Below are 23,158 nucleotides of genomic sequence, written 5' to 3'. Positions count from 1 at the left end.
AAATTACCGAAATTAAGGAGAAAGTGCTATATGAAAGATACTTTATATTTAGTTATACCTTGCTATAATGAAGAAGAGGTACTACATGAAACCGCAAAAAGATTAATTGAAAAAATAAATACTATGATTAAAAATAATATTATATCAGATGAAAGCAAAATTCTTTTTGTTAATGATGGTTCAAAAGATAAAACTTGGAGTATTATAAAGGAATTACATTCTGAAAACAATATTTTTTCTGGTATTAATCTTTCAAGAAATAGGGGACATCAAAATGCATTACTAGCGGGGCTTATGACTGCTAAGGAATTTGCAGATATGACTATATCATTAGATGCAGATTTGCAAGATGATGTAAATGTTATAGATAAATTCGTTGAACAGTATTATCAAGGATCTGATGTTGTTTATGGGGTAAGATGTTCGAGAGATACTGATACTTTCTTTAAGAGAACAACTGCTTTAGCTTTCTATAAGCTAATGAGTAGTCTAGGAGTAGATATGGTATATAATCATGCTGACTATCGCCTTATGAGTAAGCGTGCTTTAGAAGGGTTGAATAAGTTTAGAGAAGTTAATTTATTTCTTAGAGGGATGGTTCCTTTGGTAGGATACAAATATTCAATAGTTGAATATGAACGTCATGAAAGATTTGCAGGTGAATCAAAATATCCACTAAAAAAGATGATTGCTTTTGCTTTAGATGGAATTACATCACTCAGCATAAAACCTATAAGAATAATTACAGGAATCGGTTTTACTATATTTTTTATTAGTATTCTAACTTTAATATATTCTATCATTATTAATTTTATTGGAAATGCAGTAACAGGATGGACATCTTTAACTATTTCTATTTGGATGCTTGGGGGAATTCAGCTTTTATGCCTTGGAGTTATAGGTGAGTATATTGGAAAGATATATAATGAAACGAAACAAAGACCAAGATTTATAATTTCTGATAGATTAATTGAAAACAAAATAAAAGATGTTTAAGAATAAATTTAAAAAATATATATTGAAATAAAAAATTAATGATTGAAACTTTTTTGAAAGTAAGCATAAAGAGTGTTTATTGCTTACTTTAGAATAAAAGTGAATTAAAAATATATTGAAAAGGAAAGAAAAGAATGCAACCTGGATTTAATATTAAAAGTTATTTAAATATAATAGATAAGAAAATAATTGAATTTGTTGATAAAAACTTATATAAAATGTTCATAATAATAGTATCGATTTGTGCATTTATTATAAGAGTTAATTTTCTTGATATTAAAAGTTCGGATTATGATGTTTATATATGCAAGTGGGGAGAATATTTAGCAAATCATAATGGCTTTTTAGGGATAGCATCTATAAATTCAGATTATAATGTGCCTTATTTATACATACTAGCAAGTTTGACATATGTACCTTTAAATTATATGTTCAAAGTTAAATTTATTTCTATTATATTTGATTATATTGGAGCAATGGCATGTTATTTAATCATGAAAAAGCTTTTAAAAAATAATAAAAATTTTAAGCTTATTTCTACTATTACTTATTCACTCGTTTTATTTATACCAACTGTTATTTTGAATAGTTCTGCATGGGCGCAGTGCGACATTATTTATGTTACATTTATTTTATTTTCAATTTATTATTTGTTAGATAAAAAATATGTTAAGGCATTTTTATTTTATGGACTTGCTATGGCATTTAAATTACAGGCTATATTTATTTTTCCGCTATATGTAATTTTGTATTTCAATAAAAAAGATTTTTCGATTATAAATTTTTTTATTATACCTATGATAAATGTTATTTTATACATACCTGCATTTTTGTTTGGAAGACCTTTAAATTTGTTATGGAATGTATATTTTAATCAAATTGGTGAATATACTAACTTAACTTTAAACTTTCCTAATATATATAATTTGATTTATGGAAATAAAGTGTTTAGTAAATGTGGAATTATTTTTACGATTATAAGTATTGGTATTTTATCTATATATATTTTAGGTAAAAGAATTGAATTAGATAATACAAAAATAATTGAATTGGCATTGTTATTAACACTAGTTGAGACTTATTTTCTACCATCAATGCATGATAGATATATGTTTCTAGCAGATATATTATCAGTTGTGTATTTTTTAGTTAGGAGAAAAAATATTGTAGTTCCTGTAGGTATAATTGGGATGTCATTGAATGTGTACATGACTTATTTATTTGGAGTTACATCAATTTCAATGGTGATATCGAGCATAATTCAATTTTTTATAGTTATCAAAGTTTTTTTTGAATTTATAAATTTTGAAGATAAAAAAATACTTTATGAAAACAAAAACAGTATTTAAATAATTAGAAAACAAATTTAATATATGTAGGATATAAAACAGGTAAGATAAATTACAAAGTCTTATCTGTTTTTTTGTTAAGTACATACATTCTATAAGACATAAAATTGAAGAGAAAAGATACGAGGATGAACTTAAGCAAGAAGGTTATGAAAATATAATCCTCATTCTTTCGGTAAGTTACCACATAAATCTAAATATAGTATTTACATAAATGAGGAATAACAGTAATAAAAAAATAATTATTCTACAATATTAAAAAAGGTACCAATATTTAAATTAAACTTTGTATTATATAATGCAAATTAGTTCTAATAAGGAAATAAAGTATAATAAAAAATATATTTCTAAAATTTATATAAAAAAGTACCTAAAATTAAAATCACGTTTGTATATATAATGACTTTGTAGTAATTAAAATCCATATAAAGAAAATATATAAATATATGATAAAATTATATGTACAAACTATATGTGGTATGTTATACTAAAATAATGTAGATTGGGTATAATAATACATTTAATAAATTGTTTATTATACTAAATATAAATATATTCAGCATAATATTCCTTTACATAAATGTACAAGGGTGTTATAATTTATCTGAATTATGAAAAATTAGGAGGGAAAGAAAAATTATGTTTAAAAGATCAACAAAAATAACAAGTTTATTAGTAGTTGCAGCTTCTGTTGCTTCAATGGTTCCAGCTTACGCTGCTGATTACAAGAGAATAGAATCTCAAGATGGTAAAGTATATAACGCACAAGCTTATAAAGATGGTGTTGCAGTTATCGATGGAAATGTTAAAGACGGAGATACTGATGCTATATACTACTTAAAAGATGGTAAGTATACTGAATTAGACGGTGTTAGTACTGGTGATTCATTCGATGGAGTTCATAATGCAAAATACCTTGACATCCAAGATGGAGACAACTTCGTTGATTTAACAAGTGGTAAAGTTACAGATGATAACATGGTAGAAGATGATGCAGATGATGCTGCAGCAAATCTTAAAAAGAAAATAAAATCTGACAACGATGGAAGATATTCTAAAACAGATGCAGATGCAACTAAAGATGGTAAACAATTAACTGTAATACCAGGAGCAAAATATGGTGCAACATGGTATTCTACTAGCTATGACGTAAAAAATGCTTCAGAAGCAGGAGTAGCACAATACGAAGTATACACTGATGCAAATGGAAATTACATCGATGCTGATTACAATATAGGAAAAATCAAGGTTGAAGCAGCTGGTAAATCAGTTACTTTAAAGAACACAGATACAGATGATTTAATCAATGATGATGATACAAAAGCAACAGTTAAATCTCCAGTTGTAATTGGACAAGATAAGGATTATATCTACAGAACAGCAACTATAGAAATTACTAACAAGACTAAAAAAATAGATAAAGTAAATGGTGTTAAAGTTACTACTGGTTCTGCAGTTGAAGCAACTGGTGATGATAAAACAGTAGCTTTAAATGTAATTCAAAAGATTTCAAAAGCTCAAGATTCTGATAAAGCAGATGGAGCAAGATATGCTAAAAATGTAACAACTTATGTAATTTCAGATGAAGATGCTAAGTTATATAGTGGAGATAAAGCTAATTTACTTACTAATGGTACAACTAAGTATACTGTAGTTAACGGAAAAGTAATTGCATACAACAAAGATTTACATTTAGCTGCAACTATAGAATTAAAAACTAAGAGTGCATACTACTATGCTGATGTAAACAGTGTTTGCGACGATGACGTAACAAGTTTTGATACAGATACTGATGGAAACTTATGGATGTTAAATGATGGATTCGTTTATGAATGGAACAACGATGAAGACTGGAACAAAGTTTACAAAGTTGATGGAGCTATGATTAACTTATCAGTTTACGACAAAGACAACATGGTTGTTTGGAGTGACGATAGTGATGAAGTTTACTCAGTAATCGGATCAAAGACTAAAGATAAAGATAAAGATAAAGACACAACTACAACTACAACTACAACTACTGCACAAGTAGGTTGGGTACAAAACACTGCTGACGGATCATGGGCTTACTATGAAAACGGAGCTAAGGTAACAAATGGTTGGAGACAAACTAACGGAACTTGGTATTTCTTAAATGCTGATGGCGTTATGATGCAAAACGGTTGGTTAACAAACGGTGGAGCTTGGTACTACTTAGCTGAAAACGGCGCTATGAAGACTGGCTGGATTCAAGTAAGTGGAAACTGGTACTACTTAGCACCAAGTGGAGCTATGAAGACTGGTTGGTTCCAAGATACAAATGGAACTTGGTACTATGCTAATGAATCAGGAGTTATGTTACATGACACAACTGTTGGTGGATATACTTTAGGTTCTAACGGAGCTTTAGTATAATAGAATTTAGTAATTCTAGTTTACGCTAAGTAATCAGAGTTAACTAGGTTATAGAAAGGACGAGCATTGCTCGTCCTTTTTTACGTATATAAAAATTAGGTAAATGAAAGAAAATAGCAAGTCCAATATGTTATGATGAAAAATGCGTTTGTCAGATGGAGGTGCTATTTTTTTATGTGTCTTAATAAGAATTACATTTGAAGAAATTTAAAAGTAGAAATGATACTAATATATATAGTGGGAATTTGGAAGTTGCATCAAAACCATGTACTGTATCACTAAGTCAATGGATAAATAATGTTGCAACATATATATATTATTTAGATTATATAGGACTTTGAAGTTGCGATTTAAATAACAATTATGTATAAAATTTATATAAATAAAGAAAAATAAATATAAAACCATATGTTAAGTGTTAAATAATGTATGTATTATGAATAATTCCTCTACATGTTTTACCAAAAATAGATACGTATACTTGTCCAACATAATTATAGTTAACTAGGAAATATAATTACATTAAATTTTTTTAAAAAAGTATTCACAAACTTCGAGCATCATGCTACAATGAATTTGTTCTTGGGAATAAGACGAAAAAAGACATGAATATCAGGGGGAAGAAGATATGATAAAAAGAATGAACAAAGTAACATCATTATTAGTAGCAGCAGCAGCAGTTGCTTCAATAGTACCTGCTACAGCAGCAAATGCAGCTGACTATAAAAAGACTGAAACTAAAGAAGGAACAATCTATTCAGCAGTTGCTTACAAAGATGGAAAAGTATATGTTGATGGAAATGTTAAAGATGGACAAACTGACGGAGCTTATTACTTAAGCGGTGGAAAATATAATGATTTATCAGATGTTGATAGTGGAGCATCTACTGAAATATTTGGGGACAAGTACCTAGATATTAGTAATGGAGATTACTCTATGGATTTATCAACTGGTAAAGTAACTGCAGATGATGTTAAAGAAAATTCAATAGATGATTTAGCATTAGCTTTAAGAAAGAATATTAAAAATACTGCTAAAGACAGATATTCTGATCACGATGTATTACATGATGATTCAAATATAAGCGAAATTACAGTAGGACCTAAATTTGCAACTACTTGGTATGCAACAACTTACACTAGCAAAGATACTGGTGCAGCTTTAAACATCTATTCAGATAATAAAGGAAATTACATAGATGCAGATTATAGTGTGGGAAAAATCAAGGCTACAATTGGAGATACTACAACTGCACAAAGCGTTACAGTAGAAAATACTAAGGATTCAAAAGACTTTAAGAATAATAATGGTTCAGCAAAAGTATCAATTGCAAATGCTGAAATAATTGCACAAGATGCAAATAACATATATAGAAAAACAAAATATGTTGTTGAAAATACAGTTACACCTATAACTAAAATTAATGGTGTAGCAGTAACTGGAACTGCTTTCACAGTTGAAGCAAGTGGTACTGGAAATAAAGTAAGCTTCACAGCTATTGAAAAAATATCAAAAGCTCAAGCAAGTGATTCTGTAGATGGAGCTAAATATGCTGCATCAGTAACTAACTATATTCTTGCAGATCAAAACGGAGCTAAAATAGATTTATTAGCAGATGCAAAATTCAGCGCATTTGGTACTAAATTAGTATCATACGTTGTTGCAAATGATAAAGTAACAGCTCAAACAATCGACTTTAAGACAACTAGTGGATTTAACTATATTGATCCTCAGAATGCAGATTCAAATGAAGTTGCAACTTCTTTTGATGTAGATGCTAATGGTAACCTTTGGAGATTAGAAAGTGGATATATCTACAAATTTGATAATAACAAAGATTGGGTTAAAACTTACAAAGTTGATGGATCAATGGATTCAATAAACGTTTATGATGAAAACAACTTAGTTGCTTGGAGCAAAGATAATGGTAATGATGATCAAGTTTACACAATTGTAGGCGGAAAAGATACAACAAATTCAGATACTACAACAGACACAACAACTACAGATACTACAACAGATACAACAACTACAGTTAAAGCTGGTTGGAACAAGAATTCAGATGGAACTTGGTCATTCATGAATAATGATAAATCAAAAGCTACTGGCTGGGTTAAAGATGGAGCTACTTGGTACTTCTTAAACAACTCAGGAGTAATGCAAACTGGTTGGGTTAAAGATGGAGCTACTTGGTACTACTTAAATAACTCAGGAGCAATGCAAACTGGTTGGGTTAAAGATGGATCAGCTTGGTATTACTTAAACAACTCAGGAGCAATGCAAACTGGTTGGTTCAAGGATACTGATGGAAACTGGTATTTCTTACAAGACAATGGATCAATGGCTGCAAACACAACTATAGGTGGATACAAATTAGGAGCTAACGGAGCTTGGATCAGATAGTCTAAACTATTTGTTCATATTCTGTGAAAATTTCTAGAATATTTCTAGGGAAATAAAAAAATAATCATGAGAGCGTACAAGCTCTCATGTAATATAGTAGATATACTACTAATTTATACAACATAGGTAATGACACAACATTTATAACATGACAATAAAGTAACGACATAATTTTACAAAACATAATGATATATAATCTATATTCTATATTCTACGAAAGAGTAGCCTTAACAAGCTTTATGCTAGTTAGGGCTGCTTTTTTATTTATCTTTATTTAAGAAATAAATAAGGTTCTTAATTTTAAGATTTCATGAATATTATGGTATAATTAATAGCAATAGGTACATTTTATTTTGAAGCAAATATTAAAATTGGGACGGTGAATATTAATGAAAAAAAATATGCATATAAGAACATTAGCAATAGTTGTTGCAACATTAACATCAGCTCAGATAAGTGGAGTGGCAACGTCTATGACAGAAAAATATAATGTTGCTTATGCTGCAGAGAATGGTGAACAAGCAAACGATTTATCATTACAATTATCTAATGTAGTAGCACTTTCTGTAGATAGTACAACGGGACAAGCAGTGACACCACAACCTGATCCTTCTACGACTAAGGCTATAAAGTCAGTATATATATCTGGGACAGAGCGAGTTGGTAAAACATTGACTGCTAATGTGGATTATAATGCAGGGATGGTAAAGCCTTCGGTTAAATATCAATGGCTAAAGAGCAGTAGTAAAGATGGAACGTATCATGAGATATCGGGTGCAACTAATAGTGAATATAAGCTTGATAGTGATGATAAAGATGATTATATTAAGGTAAGAGTTACTTCAACAATTAATGATAGTGATACTATGACAAGTAGTAGAACTGGTAGTATTAGTAAGAAATCTTCTTCAAGTAGTAGTAGTAGTAAATCTTCAACAGCTGATTCAAAAGAAATAGAATCTGATATTAGGAATGCAGATTCTAATGAAATTGTAACAGAGACTATTTATGATGAACCTAAAATAAAACAAGAAGTTTTTGAAACTTTACAAAATCATAGTGATATAACTTTGGATTTTGTTGGTAATGATTATGAATGGATATTTAAAGGAAAAGATATTAAAGATCCATCAGCTTTGGATGGTAGTTTAGATACTAGAATTGATACAACGTCTCCAAATGAATCAGATATAAAAAAATTAACAAATGGTGTGGATGTAGTTAATTTATATTTCAAGCATAGTGGAAAACTTCCGGGTAAAGCTGAAATAAAATATAATATTGGATCAGATTATAATGGAGATTTAATGTATGTGTATTATTATAATGATGATACTAAACAATTAGAGCTGGTGCAATCTGGTGTAAGAGTTAAAGATGGAAATGTAGAATTTACAATAGAGCATTGTTCAGATTATATTTTGAGTAAAGTTTTAATTTCAGGAGCAAAAGGTAATGATAGCATAAATAATGTAACTGTTACAACGCAATCTCAAAATCAATGGAAGCAGCTTAATGATGGTACTTGGCAGTATATAGAGAATGGTTCATTAGTTAAAGGATGGAAATATATAAATTTAAAATGGTATTACATGAATGCAAATGGTGTAATGCAAACTAATTGGTTATATGACGGAGGAAAGTGGTATTACTTAAATAGCAGTGGTGATATGGCAACAGAATGGAAGCTGGTAGGAAGCAATTGGTATTACCTAGGAGCAGATGGAGTTATGTTAACAGGATGGATATGCCTTGGAGGAAATTGGTACTATTTAGATTCTAATGGAGCTATGGTCACTGGAACGAAAGTTATAAATGGACAAAGATATTTGTTCAATGATAATGGAATCTGGCAATAAGAATTAAAATACAAATAAACAACCTTTAACTTAGACTTATATGATGGCAAATCGAAAGAAGCTGTATTCTTTTTCTTGGTTGGTATATAATTTGGTTGTGGATTTCTATCAACAGAAGTTGTCCTATCCCTGCATGCGCCTCAAACAAGTTAAGGGCAAGCGAAATAGCACAACTTCTACTGAAGAAATACCTACAACCAAATTACAAAGGCAACACTCCCAAAAAGAATACAGCTTCTTTCTAGTATAAAATATATTTCAAAGTATAAATCTAGTTAGTAGTAGTTTGTTTATCTATAAAATTAACAAAAAGTTAATGTAAAATTAAGAACTTGTTTATTAACATACATTTACACTATAAAATGATAATGGTAAGATTAATAGGAGAGCAAAGGGATTTAAGGGGGCGAGAAAGTGAGAAAAAGCCTTAAATATATGGCAAGGGCAGTTCTTTTTGTAAGCACATTTTGTGTAATTGAAGCTGCAAACTATGGATGTTTAAGACCTATAGCTGCTTATGCCGAAAGTGATGCAGAAATAAAGAGTATTACATTAAGTGGTGGATATAGTATTGATTTTTCAAAGGATAAATATTCTTATGTTTTAGATGTTAATGAAGATACAGATGCAATAGTAGTTAGGGCTAAACCATTTTATAACAATGATAAAGTTCTAATTAATGGCACTCAAGTAACAGAAGAAGATAAATATAGACAAGTTGTTAAGTTGCAAAAAGGAAAAAACAAAATTGAGGTAAAGATTAAAGATGCATTTGATGATAGCTATGAAAAAACATACGCAATATATATATATAGAGGTATATCAGATGCTGTTTATTTGAAAGATATAAATATAGATGATAAGAGTATTGGGTTTGATAAAAATAAACGTTTTTATAATATAGAGCTTGATGAAGATACAGAATATATGAAATTAACTACTATAAGAGAAGATCCTAATTATACAATAAAGGTTAATGATAAGCAATTAAGTTCTAATGATAACATTAAAATAAAGTTTAAAGGTATAGGAAAATATGTAATTAATGCAACTGTTAAAGATGAGGAGACTCAAAGGGAAAGAGTTTATAATTTAAATATATATTTAGGTATTCCTGTATCACCAGACGTTACTTCATCTGTCAAGGATAAGCTAAAACCTAATCAATGGGTTTTAGTAAATGGTAGATGGACATATAATGATTCAATGGGAGAACCTTTAAAAAGTACGTGGCTTTTTGATAGCAAATATCAAAATTATTTTTATTTCAATGAAAGAGGATACATGCATACTGGATGGCTATTGTATGAGGGAAACTATTATTATTTAGATAATTACGGAGCTATGCAGAGAGGTTGGTTGAAATATAATAATAATTGGTATTACTTGAATAACAATGGAGCAATGGAAACTGGTTGGTTAAAATATGATGATAAGTGGTATTTCTTTGATAACTCTGGAGAAATGAAAACTGGCTGGATAGTAGATGATAACAAATGGTACTTTCTAAATTATAAAGGTGAAATGAAGACTGATTGGATTTTAGATAATAAAAAGTGGTATTACTTAGATGAACATGGTGTAATGCAAACCGGATGGTTAGATTTTAATAACGATTGGTACTTTATGAATAATGATGGAAGCATGAAATCTGGAGAATGGGTATTTAATAATGGTAATTGGTACTATATAAATTACGCAGGAACTATGAGATCTGGTTGGCTTTATAAAGATGATAAATATTATTATCTAAATGAAGATGGAACTATGCAAACAAGTACTAAAGTTATAGATGGATATGAATATAATTTTAACGAAGATGGATCTGTAAATTTTAATTATAGATAAACAACTTGTAACTTACTTTCTAGTATGGAATATATTTTAAAGTTTAAATTTAGTTTATATTTTGTTTTTCTACACCATTAATATTTCAGTAGTTTGAAATTGAATATTCATGGTGTAGTAATAAAAAAGGATTGTCTCAAAATAGAGTTTAGTACAATATTATTGATGATTTTTAGTATAAAACGATTAATATATTGTGCTAATTTTGTATTTTGAGATAGTCTTTATTTTTTTGAAAAATAATTAAAAATTAATTAATTACAATTTGTTTGTTTATAATTTAGTATGTTTTTTAATTAAAGTTAAAAAAGGTCCAATATTGTAAAAAAAAATTGTATATTGTAATGAAAGCAAAAAAATCAAATAGACATAGGAATTAAGAACTGAACTTATAAATTAGAATACATATATTTTATTTTTACGTGTCTAAATCTAAGACTTGATTTGTTTATTTATATTTTATTTCATGTATGTAAAGAAATCTTTAAAATAGTCGAAAATAATGATATCATGAACATATAAATCTTAACTTTCATGGTATATAATATTAGGTTTTGTAGAATATAGTATTCATTATGTTGATAAATTAGGCACATGAAAGAAAATAACAAGTCCAAAATGTCATGATTATTTTTTATCAGGCAAGGAAGCGGATTTGTCTCATAGCGGGCTATTAGAGGAATTTGTTGACGCAGCATGATGAAAAATTGGCTTGGCAGATGGACTCGTTATTTTTTTGAATGTGCCTTAGATAGGGAGGACGTATTAATAATGAAAGGTAAAATTAGTTTTAAAAAGATTATTTCTTATTTGTTAGTTTTTACTGTGCTAGTTGCAACAGTGCAAATAGGAAATATAAAACCTGCTAGTGCTGACATAATTATCAGCTCTGGAGTCAGTCAAATACAAGGAGTAACATTATACAAAAGTAATTCTATAGAAGATTCTAATAAGATAACTATAGATAAAACTAGTTCGGGTAAATATATTGCTAGATTACTTCCAGTAGGACAAACATTTAATTTGGTACCAAGTTCAGGTTATACTATTACTGATGTTGCAAGTAGCAATCCTAATAGTATGTCAGTGCAAAAGCAGTCAAATGGCACTAATTATAATTGGAATATTTCTTCAATAACTGATGCTAGTGATTTTGATCTTACAATTACTGTTCAGGATTCAAATGGAAATATACAATCTAGCACATTAACTATGCAATTTGAGGTAGATTCAACATTACAATTTGGAAAAATGAATGTTACTTTGGATGGAGAGATAGATCCTCATCCATTAAATTATGGAACCGATATAGGAGGAAAGTATATTTTACCTAATGTGGCGGCGTCTGTAAAAAGTGCTAAAATAGAATTGGTTGAGAGTGATGGAACTCCAATGACTTGCACAATAAATGGTTCAAGCAGCAATACTGTTGATTTAGTTGGTGGAGATAATGTAATAAGTATAAAGGTAACTAAACTTGGTGTTTCTAAGGTATATACTTTAGTAATTTCTAAGAAAGGTGAAGCAAAATTACAATCTTTAGTTCCATCAATAGGAACATTGGACCCAGCATTTAATTCAGATATATTTGATTATCAATTAACAGTTCCAACAGATCAGACAACAATATCTTTTACACCAACATCAGTTGATAATTCAACTACAATAAAAGTAAATAATAGTGTTGTTACAAGTGGTAAGAAGAGTAAAAATATTAAATTAAAAGAAGGGGAAAATACTGTTACTGTTGAGTTAACAACTGCAAATGGAGATACTAATGTCTATACAATTGTGGTAACAAGAACAGAGATGTTTAGAAGTGCAGCTCTTACTTCTCTAAATTTAACATCTGGAACTCTTACACCAACGTTTAATAAAGGCATTTATGAATATAATGTAATTGTTGAGAATGATGTTACGTCAATAGGAGTAACTCCTACAGCAGAAGATATTAATGCTACTATTACAGTTAATGGTAAGACTGTGCCAAGTGGAGCTACTTCAAATTATGTAAGCTTAGACGAAGGAAGCAATGTTATAAATGTAAAAGTAACAGATTCAAAGAATAATAGTAATACATATGTGTTAAATGTTACAAGAAGATATTCTAAGGATAATGTTAATTTAAGCGGTCTTTCAGTAACTGATGGAACAATGTCTCCAACATTTGATCCAGAAACTTATCTTTATAGTGTAAAAGTAGCTAGGAGTGTAGAAAAAGTTAAAGTTACATTTACAGCACAAAATGATAAGGCGACAATGAAAGTAATTGATCCAAATGATGAAAATAGTAAAAATAAAGAGTATACAAGTGGACAATCATCAGATTATGTTAAACTTAACATAGGAGCTAATCTTATTACAGTAGAAGTTACAGGTGAAGATACTTCTAAAACTACTACTTATAAATTAAGTATAATAAGAGGAGATATCGAAGGAACAAACCAATGGGTACTTGTTGGCGATAACTGGACATTTTATAATGGTGCTGGAGTACAACAAAAAAATACATGGGTTAAATATGATAACCAATGGTATCACTTAGACATTAATGGCTACTTGGACAAGAATGGCTGGATAAATCTTGATGGAAATTATTATTACTTAAATCCAAATGGAATAATGATTACTGGATGGTTTTATGAAAAAGGATATTGGTATTATCTTCAAGGTGATGGTTCGATGAGATCAAACTGTTGGGCTATGTATGATGGAAACTGGTATTTCTTCAATGATCTTGGAGAAATGCAAACAGGTTGGACATTATATGGAGGAAGATGGTACTACATGGATGACCATGGCATTATGCAAAAAGGTTGGATAACTTACGATAAGAATAAGTATTATTTAAATGATGATGGTACTATGAAAAATGGATGGTTATACAACGGAAGAGTATGGTACTATTTTGATGATGCAGGAAAAATGAAAACAGGATGGGAAACAATACAAGGCAAAAATTATTATTTTGATAATAATGGAGCGATGAAAACAGGAATGATGTTCCTTGATGGTAAATGGATCAACTTAAATAATATTTAAATATAGATAAATAACTTAGAATTTAGAGTTATGGTGTAATTCAACGAAAGAAATGGTGCTCTGTTGTTTCGGTTACTAGAGAAAAGGACTGAGGATTTCTACCAGTAGAAGTTGTACCAATTTCAGCATGTTCCTTAAGCAAGTTAAGGACATGCTAAAATTGAACAACTTCTACTGAAGAAATCCTACAGTCCTTTTCTCAATGTAACACTCAACAAAAGAGCACCATTTCTTTCTAGTTTTGATATAATTACAAAGCTTAAAGTTATTTCATAATATATATATTTAATTTTACTAAGAAAAAACAGATTTTTTTAAAGTATTTTAAAACACATTTTAAATGGGAGGTTGTTCCGTTTACTGCTTGTCAAAATGAATATTTGGAGCATGCAGAAATGGGCACAATCTCCCGTTTAGAATCTTCCAGCGAAAATTTCATAAGCTCGATGGAACAAATATGTATATGTTTTCGGTAAGTTACCACATAATCCTATTTAATTACATTTTACCTTAGATTTAGTTTTAATTGAATTGGCTATAATATATAATAAGTAGAAAGGACATTAAGGAGTGGAGTGGGGGATATGTCAGAAATTATATATGAAAAATTAGATGAAGCACAACTAAATAGAGTTATTGAAATTTTAAATGAAGAATTTCATCCTATAGTTATATACTTATTTGGCTCTGCATCTAGAAATGAACTTAGGAAAGATAGCGATATTGATATTGCATTTTTAACAATTAATGATGTAGATCCATATGTATGTTTTATGAAGGCACAGGAATTGGCTGATATTTTTAAAAGGGAAGTAGATCTTATAAATTTAAATACATCATCTACAGTTTTTAGAGCACAGGTAGTTGGTACTGGAAAGAATATATACTGCTGCGATGATACTAAACGTATGTATTTTGAAATGAGGGCACTAAAAGAGTATGCTCTATTGAACGAGGAAAGAGAAGTTATTTTAAATAAAATTAAAGAAAGGGGATCTGTATATGGGAAAGGACGTCATTTTAAATAAAATTGAGACTATTGAAAGATGTGTGAATAGAATTAATGAAGTGTATGATAATAACCCTGAAAATCTAAATGATTATACAAAGCAGGATTCAATAATTTTAAATATACAAAGAGCATGTGAAGCATCAATAGACTTAGCGATGCATATAGTATCGGAAAAGAAATTAGGTGTTCCACAGAATAGCAGGGATTCTTTTGAGGCACTTAATCATAATAATATAATAGATAATGAGTTAAATAAAAAAATGAAATCTATGGTTGGATTTAGAAACATAGCAGTTCATGATTATAGAGCAATAAATTTAAAAGTTGTACAGATTATTATAGAAAGTCATTTAAAGGACTTTGAAGAATATATTTATCAAATAAATAAATTGTTATAGAAAACTAAAAATTAGACTTGAGAGTATAAGAACATTTGAACTGATTAATATAGGTGATATAATATTAGAATAAGATACATGAAAATAAGGCATATGAAAATAAATAACAGGTCCAATTTGATGTGGATATTTTCATCAGGCAAGGAGGTAAATTGTCATGGAAAATAGGCTAGCAAATGGACTTATTATTTTTGGGGGATGTGCCTAAATTGGAAGGCGGGTATATATGATAAGAAGAATTAATAAAATAGTGGCATTAGTACTGGTTTCCACAGGGATTAGTAGTGCTATTCCTAATAATATTTTTAGCCAAACTGCAAATGCAGCAGAGAGCAATCAATCAGTAATAAATATAGATACACAAAAAAATACAGTAGCGATGGAAAGTCAAGATCAAGCATTGAAAACTGTTGTTAAAGCAATGATACCTAGTAAAACAGGATATTCCACATCGGTAATAAGTGAATTTAAGGAGTGTGGAAGTGTAGCATATACATTAGATGATGCAACAGCTTTAAGTATTGGTAATACATTAAAAAGTAATATTTCTCAAATGATAGCAGGTGTTAATAAAGTTAAAAACAAGGGAACTGAAATGAAAGTTAAGGGACAAGCTACTTCTAACAATGATATGATACAATCAGGAACTGATTTGGAATCGTCAGCAACAACTGTGTTAGAAGAGTTAAATCAAGCAAACTCAATGTCGGATTCACAATTAGTGCAAATGATTGAGTCACAAGCTAAAAATGTAACTGTATATCAATATAGAGAATTAAAAAGTGATGATGGATTAACAGCATCGTCTCCAACTACTATTCAAGCAGAAGGGTTTGTGGTTGGTGGAATACTTGGAATAGCATTAGATCCACAGGATACTTATAATGCAGAAACAAGGATTGCAACTTATAATAGTTCAACTTTAATAGAGAATTTAACTCTTAATAATAATGGGACTTATGGTAAATCAATTGATTTAAATTCTTCAACAAATAAGGTTGTTTGTGATGGTTTGCATATAAATGTAATTGATTCTCAGAATAATGCTTTATATGTAATCAATAATCCTGCATATAACATGTTTAAACAATCTAAATCATTATATACTGACGAAGATAAAAGGTTAAATATTCTAAACTTTCCATCAGAAGTTAATAATTTAAAAGGATATGCTACAGACATAAGTTTTAATACTGGAACTCAAAGTATACAAACAACAATTTTAGGTTTATTGCTAAATTTAAAAAATTCATCAACAACAGATAAAAAAACATACAAATATGTAGCACCTGTAGATAGTCCTGAAGCGGAAATGCTTAATGTTGTTGTAAGTAAATTAGGGCTAAATGATTTAGCAAAACAATTAGTTGAAAATCAGATGAAAGGATCTACATTTGTTATGATTCCAGATGTAAAGACTGATATAACTAATAAGGTGAATAATGCTATTGATAAAATAAATAATACAGTTGAAGATATCACAGATGCTATGAAAGATTTAAGTGATGCAATGGAAGATTTAAATGATTCTCTTAATGATAAAAATAATGATGTGAATAAAGCATGGGATAAAGTATTTGATAGGTTTGATAATGATCCAGGCTGGGCTAAAAAAGATGGATATTGGTATTACTACGATAAGGATGGAATAAGTTCAAAAGGTGCTCAGACAATTGATGGCAAGACTTATTACTTTAATAGAATTGACGGAGCTATGGAAACCGGATGGCAGATTGTTAATAATAAGAAATGTTATTTTGACAAAGATAAGGGATATGAATTGTTTACTCAATGGGTTCAAGACGGGGACGATTGGTACTTTGTTGATTCAAGCGGAGCAGTTAAAAAATCAGATTGGATTACGTCAGGAGGAAACTATTATTATGTAAAAGCTGATGGAAAAATGACTAAAGATTGGTTAAAGGTTGATGATAATTGGTATTTCTTTAATAGCGATGGTTCCATGGCGTCTTCTACTTGGAAATGGTCAGATAATAAGTGGTATTATTTGAAGGAAAATGGCGCTGCAGCAAATGATTGGCTTCAAATAGGAGATAACTGGTACTGTTTTAAAGATTCATCAGGAGAATTGCAAACAGGATGGTTTAGAAATAATGGAAATTGGTATTGTGCTGGAGATAATGGAGTAATGAAGACAGGATGGGCATATTCATCAGATGGATGGTGCTATTTGGATGATTCCACTGGTAAGATGAAGAAAAATGAATGGGCAAATATCAATGGAAAATGGTATTACTTCAATATCAATGGAACAATGGTAACAGGTTCAAGATATATAAATGGAACAAAATACACATTCAATTCAGATGGAACTATGGAGTAAGGCACATTCCAAGTTTCATAGATAAACAACTTGGAAGTTAGAATTATGTGATGATTAACCGAAAGAAGTGTGACTCTTTTACTCGGTTGCCAGATAATTGGGCTGTGGATTTCTAAAATCAGAAGTTGTCTAATTAATGCATGCTTTTCCTCAACTTGCTTGAGGAGCATGCATTAATTAGATAACTTCTGCTGATGGAAATCCACAGCTAAGTTATATAACAACCGAGAAAAAGAATGCAGCTTCTTTCGGTAAGTCACCACATAAGTTCGAATTAATATTAAATCTTCCTTAAAGGTGCTTAAACATTACATTGAAGGTGTTTACAATGTATGGATTGCGGTGGTAAAATGTAGATATATAGGGATGGGAGGAAGAATATGAATAAAAGAATAAGAAGAATAATTGCAGTTGTACTAGCAGTTAGTGCTTTTTCAACAATTGAACCAACAAAATATATGAATATTACAGGAATTACAAAGGCATATGCATCAAGCACAGTTATAGATAATTTTCAAGTAAATAAAGCTGCTACTGATAATGAATTAAATTTGTATGAAGATGAGGATTATGAAGATACTACTAATTTTAAAGCAAGTACAGACACTTATTATGTAAAAACATCATCATCAAGTATTAATTTTACTTTTGATACAAATAGCAATTATGTAACTAAAGTATTTAAAGATGATAGTAAGACAGGAACTCCATTTGATTCTGGAGAAGAAATTAATCTTGATAAAGGAACTAATACTTTATATGTAAGGACATATAAAGAGTCAAAATTTGATAAGAATAACGTAAAAACTAATGTTATTGAAGAATATAAAATTGTAGTAGAAAGAAAGACAAACTCTACAAATGATGTTCAACTATCTAAGATTTCTTTAGATTATGGTGATATTTCATTTTCTAAATCACAAACTTCATATGATGTAGATGTTAATTCGTCTGTAGATCAAATAGAGATTACTGCTAAGCCAAGTAAAAAATCTTATACAGTGAAAATTGCAGGGGATGAAGTAACTGAAGACGATGATTATCAAGAAACAGTGGATTTAAGAAAAGGTGCAAATGAAATTGAAATAAATGTTACTGATGATGACGGCAATGAAAATACTTATACTCTAAATATTTATAGAGGTGGTAAGAGCAATACAACAACAGACAATTCTGATATTGATACAACTCAAGATAAGATTTATTTAAAAGATTTAAAATTAAATAATGGTGATGTTGAGTTAGACTACAATAAACAAGTAACGAAATACAATGTAAATGTTGATTCGTCTGTGAATAAACTTACAATTAAAGCTGAACCACAAGATGATAATGATACAGTAAAAGTTAATGGTGGTAAAGTTGATTCGGATTATGAAAAAACTGTAAATTTAGATGATAATTCAACAAAGGAAATTCAGGTTAAAGTTAAAAATAGTGATGGAGAACAAAGAATTTATACTCTTAATGTAACAAGAGGAACAGTTTCGCAAAATAGCACAACTAATAATACATCAACAGATGCTGCAAACAATACATCAACAAATACTACAAGTAATACAACAACTAATGATACTAACACAAATAATAATTCCACAAATCAAACTACATCCAATAATACAGTAGTTAGTAAATGGGTTAAAGATACAGTAAGCGATAAGTGGAAATATTATGATGATAAGGGTGATCAAGTAAAAGGAAAATGGTTTTATTATATAAATGATAATCATTGGTATTATTTAGATGATCAAGGAAATATGAAAACAGGTTGGTTATCAAAGGATTATAAGTGGTATTATTTGGATGAAAATGGTATTATGCAAATTGGCTGGGTTAACCTATCTGGAACTTGGTACTATCTAAATGCAGATGGTTCAATGAGAACAGGATGGTTACAAGAAGGTACTAAGAAATATTACTTAAATTCAAATGGAGCAATGCAAACTGGAACAGCTACTATCAATGGAAAATCATATACATTTGACACTGCTGGAGCAATGAGTAATTAATTTTTAATGATCGCCTCAGTATGATAATTAAGAAAGTTATTTTCTTGATTATCACTTGAGGAATTAGGCACATGAAAAAAATAATAGACTAAAGGTGTGACGCTTATTTTTTGTCTGATATTAAATAAGCAAGCATATTGGTGTATTGTTTTTTGATTGTGCCTTATATAGTTATAGGAAACTTGTACGATAATATACATAAAAGCAATATTAGTCTTTGTATGGGGAATACTGGGCATAAAATTATAAGGAATTTAAAATAGAAGATTATATTTTTAGTTATAAAGTTTTGCAATGATAATCAATATTATGAAGATTAAATAGGTAATAATATTGTTCGGATTGAAACTTATGAGATTAAAAAATCAATGATATTTCTCAATTTGTAGGAATTCATATGTCTTGTTATCAACATGAAACTCTATATAAAGTCTATATTAAAAATTGTAAATATGCATTGTTAATGGTTAATGAATCATGTGCTTTAGATAACATAAGATTAATTATAATTATATAATTCTATAAAGTAAAAATAAGGTGAATGTGAAATTATAACAGGAGGAGCTTGTATGAAACGTAAATTAATAAGTAAGATAATTGCACTGTCTATTGTTGGAACAGTATCGGCTACAATATATCCAACTAGAGCATTTGCAGCATGGACAAAAGATAATCAAAATAATTACTATTATACTCAAGGGAATAGTAAATTAACTGGTTGGAATAAAATTAATGGTTCAACATATTATTTTGATGAAGATGGAATAATGAAAACAGGATGGATAAAAATTGATTCTTCATGGTACTATTTGGACAATTCTGGTGTGTTAAAAAGAGGATGGATTTATTATAATAACAATTGGTATTATTCTGATGCGAGTGGAGTAATGCAAACAGGAATAATTAAGATAGTAGGAAGTACATATATTTTTACATCTAACGGAATAATGCAAACTGGACATGCTATTATTAATGGAACATTCTATACATTAGATAATAGTGGTGCAGTTGTAAGCAATAGTACGCCATCAGCTAACAAACAATTTGATGAATATGGAAAATGTGTGTTAGATTCAGGTAATAGTACAAGTAACATTGATGCACCAAATGAATCTAAATATAATGAAGAGATTGTAGATCAGAGTAAATCAGACGAGGATCCAAATGAAGGAAGGAAATTTAAAGTTACATTTAAGGATAGCATTAATGGAAAAGATATTGAAGATAAAACAGTTAAATATGGACGTTCTATTAAGTTAGATGAACAAGATAAAGATGGTTATAAATTTGTTGAATGGAATACTATGAGTAGTGGTAAAGGAAAAAGTTATGATTCTGGAGATAATGTAAAAATCAGATCAGATTTAACTTTATATGCTATTTGGAAGCAAGAAACTGATACAAAATCAGTAACTAGTATTTCAATAAGTGGGGATTCACAAGTTGAAGTTGGAAAGAAAATTCAATTAAGTGCGGATATATTGCCAAGTGATGCCACAAATACAAAGGTTAAATGGTCTGTTACTAATAATGGTGGAAGTGCTACAATTGATAATGATGGAATATTAACAGGTGCTACAACTGGTAAGGTAACTGTAACGGCAACTGCAGCAGATGGTTCAGGACTTTCATCATCTAAGGATGTAAATATAGTAGCACAAAAGACTTTAGTAACAAGTATTACAATAGGTGGCGATAGCGTTGCAATAACACAAGATGGTGGAACATTAGATATTAGAACACTATTATCAGTATTACCTGAAAATGCAAGTGATAAAGAAGTAAGTTGGAGTGTTAGTAAAGTTGCAGAAAATACTGGAGATGCAATAGGTAATGCAACAATTAGTGATTCTGGTGTACTCACAGCTCTTGGCAATGGAACAGTAAAAGTAATTGCAACAGCTAAAGATGGATCTGGAATTACTGGAAGTAAATTTGTTCATATAAGTAATCAAACTGTTAAGTTAACATCTATGGCAGTGAGAGGTAAAGATAACTTAAAAGTAGTTAATGTTGGAGATAGTACTCATAATTATAGTTTACAAATGTATGCAGATTTAGTGCCAACTAATGCAGATATAAGTTCTACTGAATGGTCAGTTAAAGATTCTACTACAAGTGGATCAACAATGACAGGAAAAGCAATGATTAATAGTTCAGGAGTTTTAACAGGAACTAGTCCAGGAACAGTAACTGTAGCAGCCAAGGTAACAACTAAGAGTGGAGATGTAATTACTGGCTCACAAGAAATAAATGTAGTTCAATTAGTAACTAGTATTGATGTAATAGGTAGAAGCGTTACAGATCAAACAACTTCTTCAAGCATAACAACTAATGGTGGAACATTGCAAATGGAAGCAACAGCAACACCAACTAATGCCAATACTAAAGATGTGACATGGTCAGTTGTGGAGAATGATGCTAAGGGAACTACAACGGATAAGGCAACAATTAGTAAAAGTGGTATATTAACGGCAACAAAAAATGGAGAAGTATTAGTACAAGCAACAGCAACAGATGGTTCTGGTGTTGTGGGAAGTAAAGTAATAACTATAAGTAATCAACTTATCAAAGTAAGTAAGCTTACAATAGATGGCTTGGATAATGTAGAAATAGGAAGTGATACTATTAGCTCACCAATTACATTAAAGATGACTGCAGTAACAACTCCACAGGTTGTAAGTGATAATAGTGTTGAGTGGTCAGTTAAAGAAATGAGTTCTTCTGGTCCAGTTGATACAGATAAAGCAACTATAAATCAAAATGGATTATTAACAGCTAAGTCACCAGGAAAAGTAGTAATAATAGTTAAAGCTAAAGACGGATCAAATACTATTGCAACTAAAGAAGTAGAAATAATTCGAAAAGTAGAATCACTTGTAGTGCTAGGAGCTAATAGTTCAAAAAAAGTAGCTACTAATGGACAATTACAAATGAATGCTTTTGTATTACCTAGTGATGCAAAAGATCAAACAGTTAAGTGGTTGGTTGTTCAAGCTACAACTGATGAAATAAATAACAATTCATCAAAATTAACTTTAAATCCAGGATTGGCATCTATAGAAGAAAGCACTGGAATTTTAACAGGAATAGCTAATGGAGAGGTAAAAGTAATAGCAATATCGAACTATGATAATAGTATAAAAGGACAATTATTAGTAGATGTAGTTGTTCCAGTAACAAGTATTCAAGTACAATCTTCATCACAAGTAATAACAGCTGGTGAGCAATTACAAATGAGTGCGGATGGATTATCTGATGCAACCGATAAAGTAGTTACATGGTCAATTCAAGGAATTAGTGGAGATACGGGACAAGTATCAATTAATAACAATACTGGAGAGTTAACTACAACTTCAAATATAACACAAAAAACAGTAGTAACTGTAATTGCAACGGCACATGATGGATTTGGAGCTTGTGGAACTGCAACTATAACTATAAACCCAAAAAAAACAACTTAATGATAAGCTAGGACTGTCTTAAAAAATGGTATCATTAGC

Annotated in this window: 13 protein-coding genes; all 13 read left to right on the top strand. The window is 29.7% G+C overall.

From position 1 onward, the window contains the following. The first annotated feature begins 30 nt into the window (after positions 1-30). The 13 genes from CLSA_RS20200 to CLSA_RS20145 all read left to right on the top strand — a co-directional run bounded on the left by CLSA_RS20200 (position 31) and on the right by CLSA_RS20145 (position 23,119). Positions 31-996: a glycosyltransferase family 2 protein gene (locus tag CLSA_RS20200; RefSeq protein ID WP_022750132.1), complete on the top strand. Its 966-nt coding sequence runs from the start codon at positions 31-33 to the stop codon at positions 994-996. 134 nt (positions 997-1,130) lie between these two features. Then, on the top strand, positions 1,131-2,345 hold the full coding sequence (locus tag CLSA_RS20195) for a hypothetical protein (RefSeq protein ID WP_022750128.1): 1,215 nt from the start codon (positions 1,131-1,133) through the stop codon (positions 2,343-2,345). Positions 2,346-2,984: 639 nt separating this feature from the next. After that, positions 2,985-4,739: an N-acetylmuramoyl-L-alanine amidase family protein gene (locus tag CLSA_RS20190; RefSeq protein WP_022750124.1), complete on the top strand. Its 1,755-nt coding sequence runs from the start codon at positions 2,985-2,987 to the stop codon at positions 4,737-4,739. Positions 4,740-4,936: 197 nt separating this feature from the next. After that, positions 4,937-5,080: a hypothetical protein gene (locus CLSA_RS23260; RefSeq protein WP_022750121.1), complete on the top strand. Its 144-nt coding sequence runs from the start codon at positions 4,937-4,939 to the stop codon at positions 5,078-5,080. Positions 5,081-5,367: 287 nt separating this feature from the next. Next, a complete protein-coding gene (locus CLSA_RS20185) occupies positions 5,368-7,143 on the top strand; it encodes an N-acetylmuramoyl-L-alanine amidase family protein (RefSeq protein ID WP_022750117.1) in 1,776 nt (591 codons plus the stop codon). 389 nt (positions 7,144-7,532) lie between these two features. Further along, positions 7,533-9,002, top strand: coding sequence for a putative cell wall binding repeat protein (locus tag CLSA_RS20180; RefSeq protein ID WP_022750113.1), 1,470 nt, complete (start codon positions 7,533-7,535; stop codon positions 9,000-9,002). A gap of 414 nt (positions 9,003-9,416) precedes the next feature. Then, entirely contained in the window at positions 9,417-10,850 is a 1,434-nt protein-coding gene (locus CLSA_RS20175) for a cadherin-like beta sandwich domain-containing protein (protein WP_022750109.1), read from the top strand. A 771-nt stretch (positions 10,851-11,621) separates the two neighbouring features. Further along, positions 11,622-13,892 (top strand): N-acetylmuramoyl-L-alanine amidase family protein, encoded by a 2,271-nt coding sequence (locus CLSA_RS20170; RefSeq protein WP_022750105.1) that lies wholly within the window; start codon positions 11,622-11,624, stop codon positions 13,890-13,892. A 584-nt stretch (positions 13,893-14,476) separates the two neighbouring features. Beyond that, complete coding sequence (mntA, locus tag CLSA_RS20165; protein WP_022750101.1) at positions 14,477-14,920, top strand: type VII toxin-antitoxin system MntA family adenylyltransferase antitoxin; 444 nt, start codon at positions 14,477-14,479, stop codon at positions 14,918-14,920. Further along, positions 14,895-15,302, top strand: a complete 408-nt coding sequence (gene hepT / locus CLSA_RS20160; protein ID WP_022750099.1) for a type VII toxin-antitoxin system HepT family RNase toxin — start codon at positions 14,895-14,897, stop codon at positions 15,300-15,302. Before mntA ends, hepT begins: the two co-directional genes overlap by 26 nt. 226 nt (positions 15,303-15,528) lie before the next feature. Further along, on the top strand, positions 15,529-17,646 hold the full coding sequence (locus CLSA_RS20155) for an N-acetylmuramoyl-L-alanine amidase family protein (protein ID WP_022750095.1): 2,118 nt from the start codon (positions 15,529-15,531) through the stop codon (positions 17,644-17,646). A gap of 380 nt (positions 17,647-18,026) precedes the next feature. After that, positions 18,027-19,655, top strand: a complete 1,629-nt coding sequence (locus tag CLSA_RS20150) for an N-acetylmuramoyl-L-alanine amidase family protein (protein WP_022750091.1) — start codon at positions 18,027-18,029, stop codon at positions 19,653-19,655. A 569-nt stretch (positions 19,656-20,224) separates the two neighbouring features. Beyond that, on the top strand, positions 20,225-23,119 hold the full coding sequence (locus CLSA_RS20145) for an Ig-like domain-containing protein (protein WP_022750087.1): 2,895 nt from the start codon (positions 20,225-20,227) through the stop codon (positions 23,117-23,119). Positions 23,120-23,158: the final 39 nt, after the last annotated feature.

It is taken from the genome of Clostridium saccharobutylicum DSM 13864 (assembly GCF_000473995.1).
Classification (GTDB): Bacteria; Bacillota; Clostridia; order Clostridiales; family Clostridiaceae; genus Clostridium; species Clostridium saccharobutylicum.
This window is presented reverse-complemented; position numbering and strand designations above follow the sequence as displayed.

What these genes read in the sequence shown, in the direction of transcription:
- CLSA_RS20195 (WP_022750128.1), top strand. Translation starts at nt 1,131, where the DNA reads ATGCAACCTGGATTTAATATTAAAAGTTATTTAAATATAATAGATAAG.
- CLSA_RS20180 (WP_022750113.1), top strand. Translation starts at nt 7,533, where the DNA reads ATGAAAAAAAATATGCATATAAGAACATTAGCAATAGTTGTTGCAACA.
- CLSA_RS20150 (WP_022750091.1), top strand. Translation starts at nt 18,027, where the DNA reads ATGAATAAAAGAATAAGAAGAATAATTGCAGTTGTACTAGCAGTTAGT.
- CLSA_RS20190 (WP_022750124.1), top strand. Translation starts at nt 2,985, where the DNA reads ATGTTTAAAAGATCAACAAAAATAACAAGTTTATTAGTAGTTGCAGCT.
- CLSA_RS20185 (WP_022750117.1), top strand. Translation starts at nt 5,368, where the DNA reads ATGATAAAAAGAATGAACAAAGTAACATCATTATTAGTAGCAGCAGCA.
- CLSA_RS20155 (WP_022750095.1), top strand. Translation starts at nt 15,529, where the DNA reads ATGATAAGAAGAATTAATAAAATAGTGGCATTAGTACTGGTTTCCACA.
- CLSA_RS20170 (WP_022750105.1), top strand. Translation starts at nt 11,622, where the DNA reads ATGAAAGGTAAAATTAGTTTTAAAAAGATTATTTCTTATTTGTTAGTT.
- mntA (WP_022750101.1), top strand. Translation starts at nt 14,477, where the DNA reads ATGTCAGAAATTATATATGAAAAATTAGATGAAGCACAACTAAATAGA.
- CLSA_RS20200 (WP_022750132.1), top strand. Translation starts at nt 31, where the DNA reads ATGAAAGATACTTTATATTTAGTTATACCTTGCTATAATGAAGAAGAG.
- CLSA_RS20145 (WP_022750087.1), top strand. Translation starts at nt 20,225, where the DNA reads ATGAAACGTAAATTAATAAGTAAGATAATTGCACTGTCTATTGTTGGA.
- hepT (WP_022750099.1), top strand. Translation starts at nt 14,895, where the DNA reads ATGGGAAAGGACGTCATTTTAAATAAAATTGAGACTATTGAAAGATGT.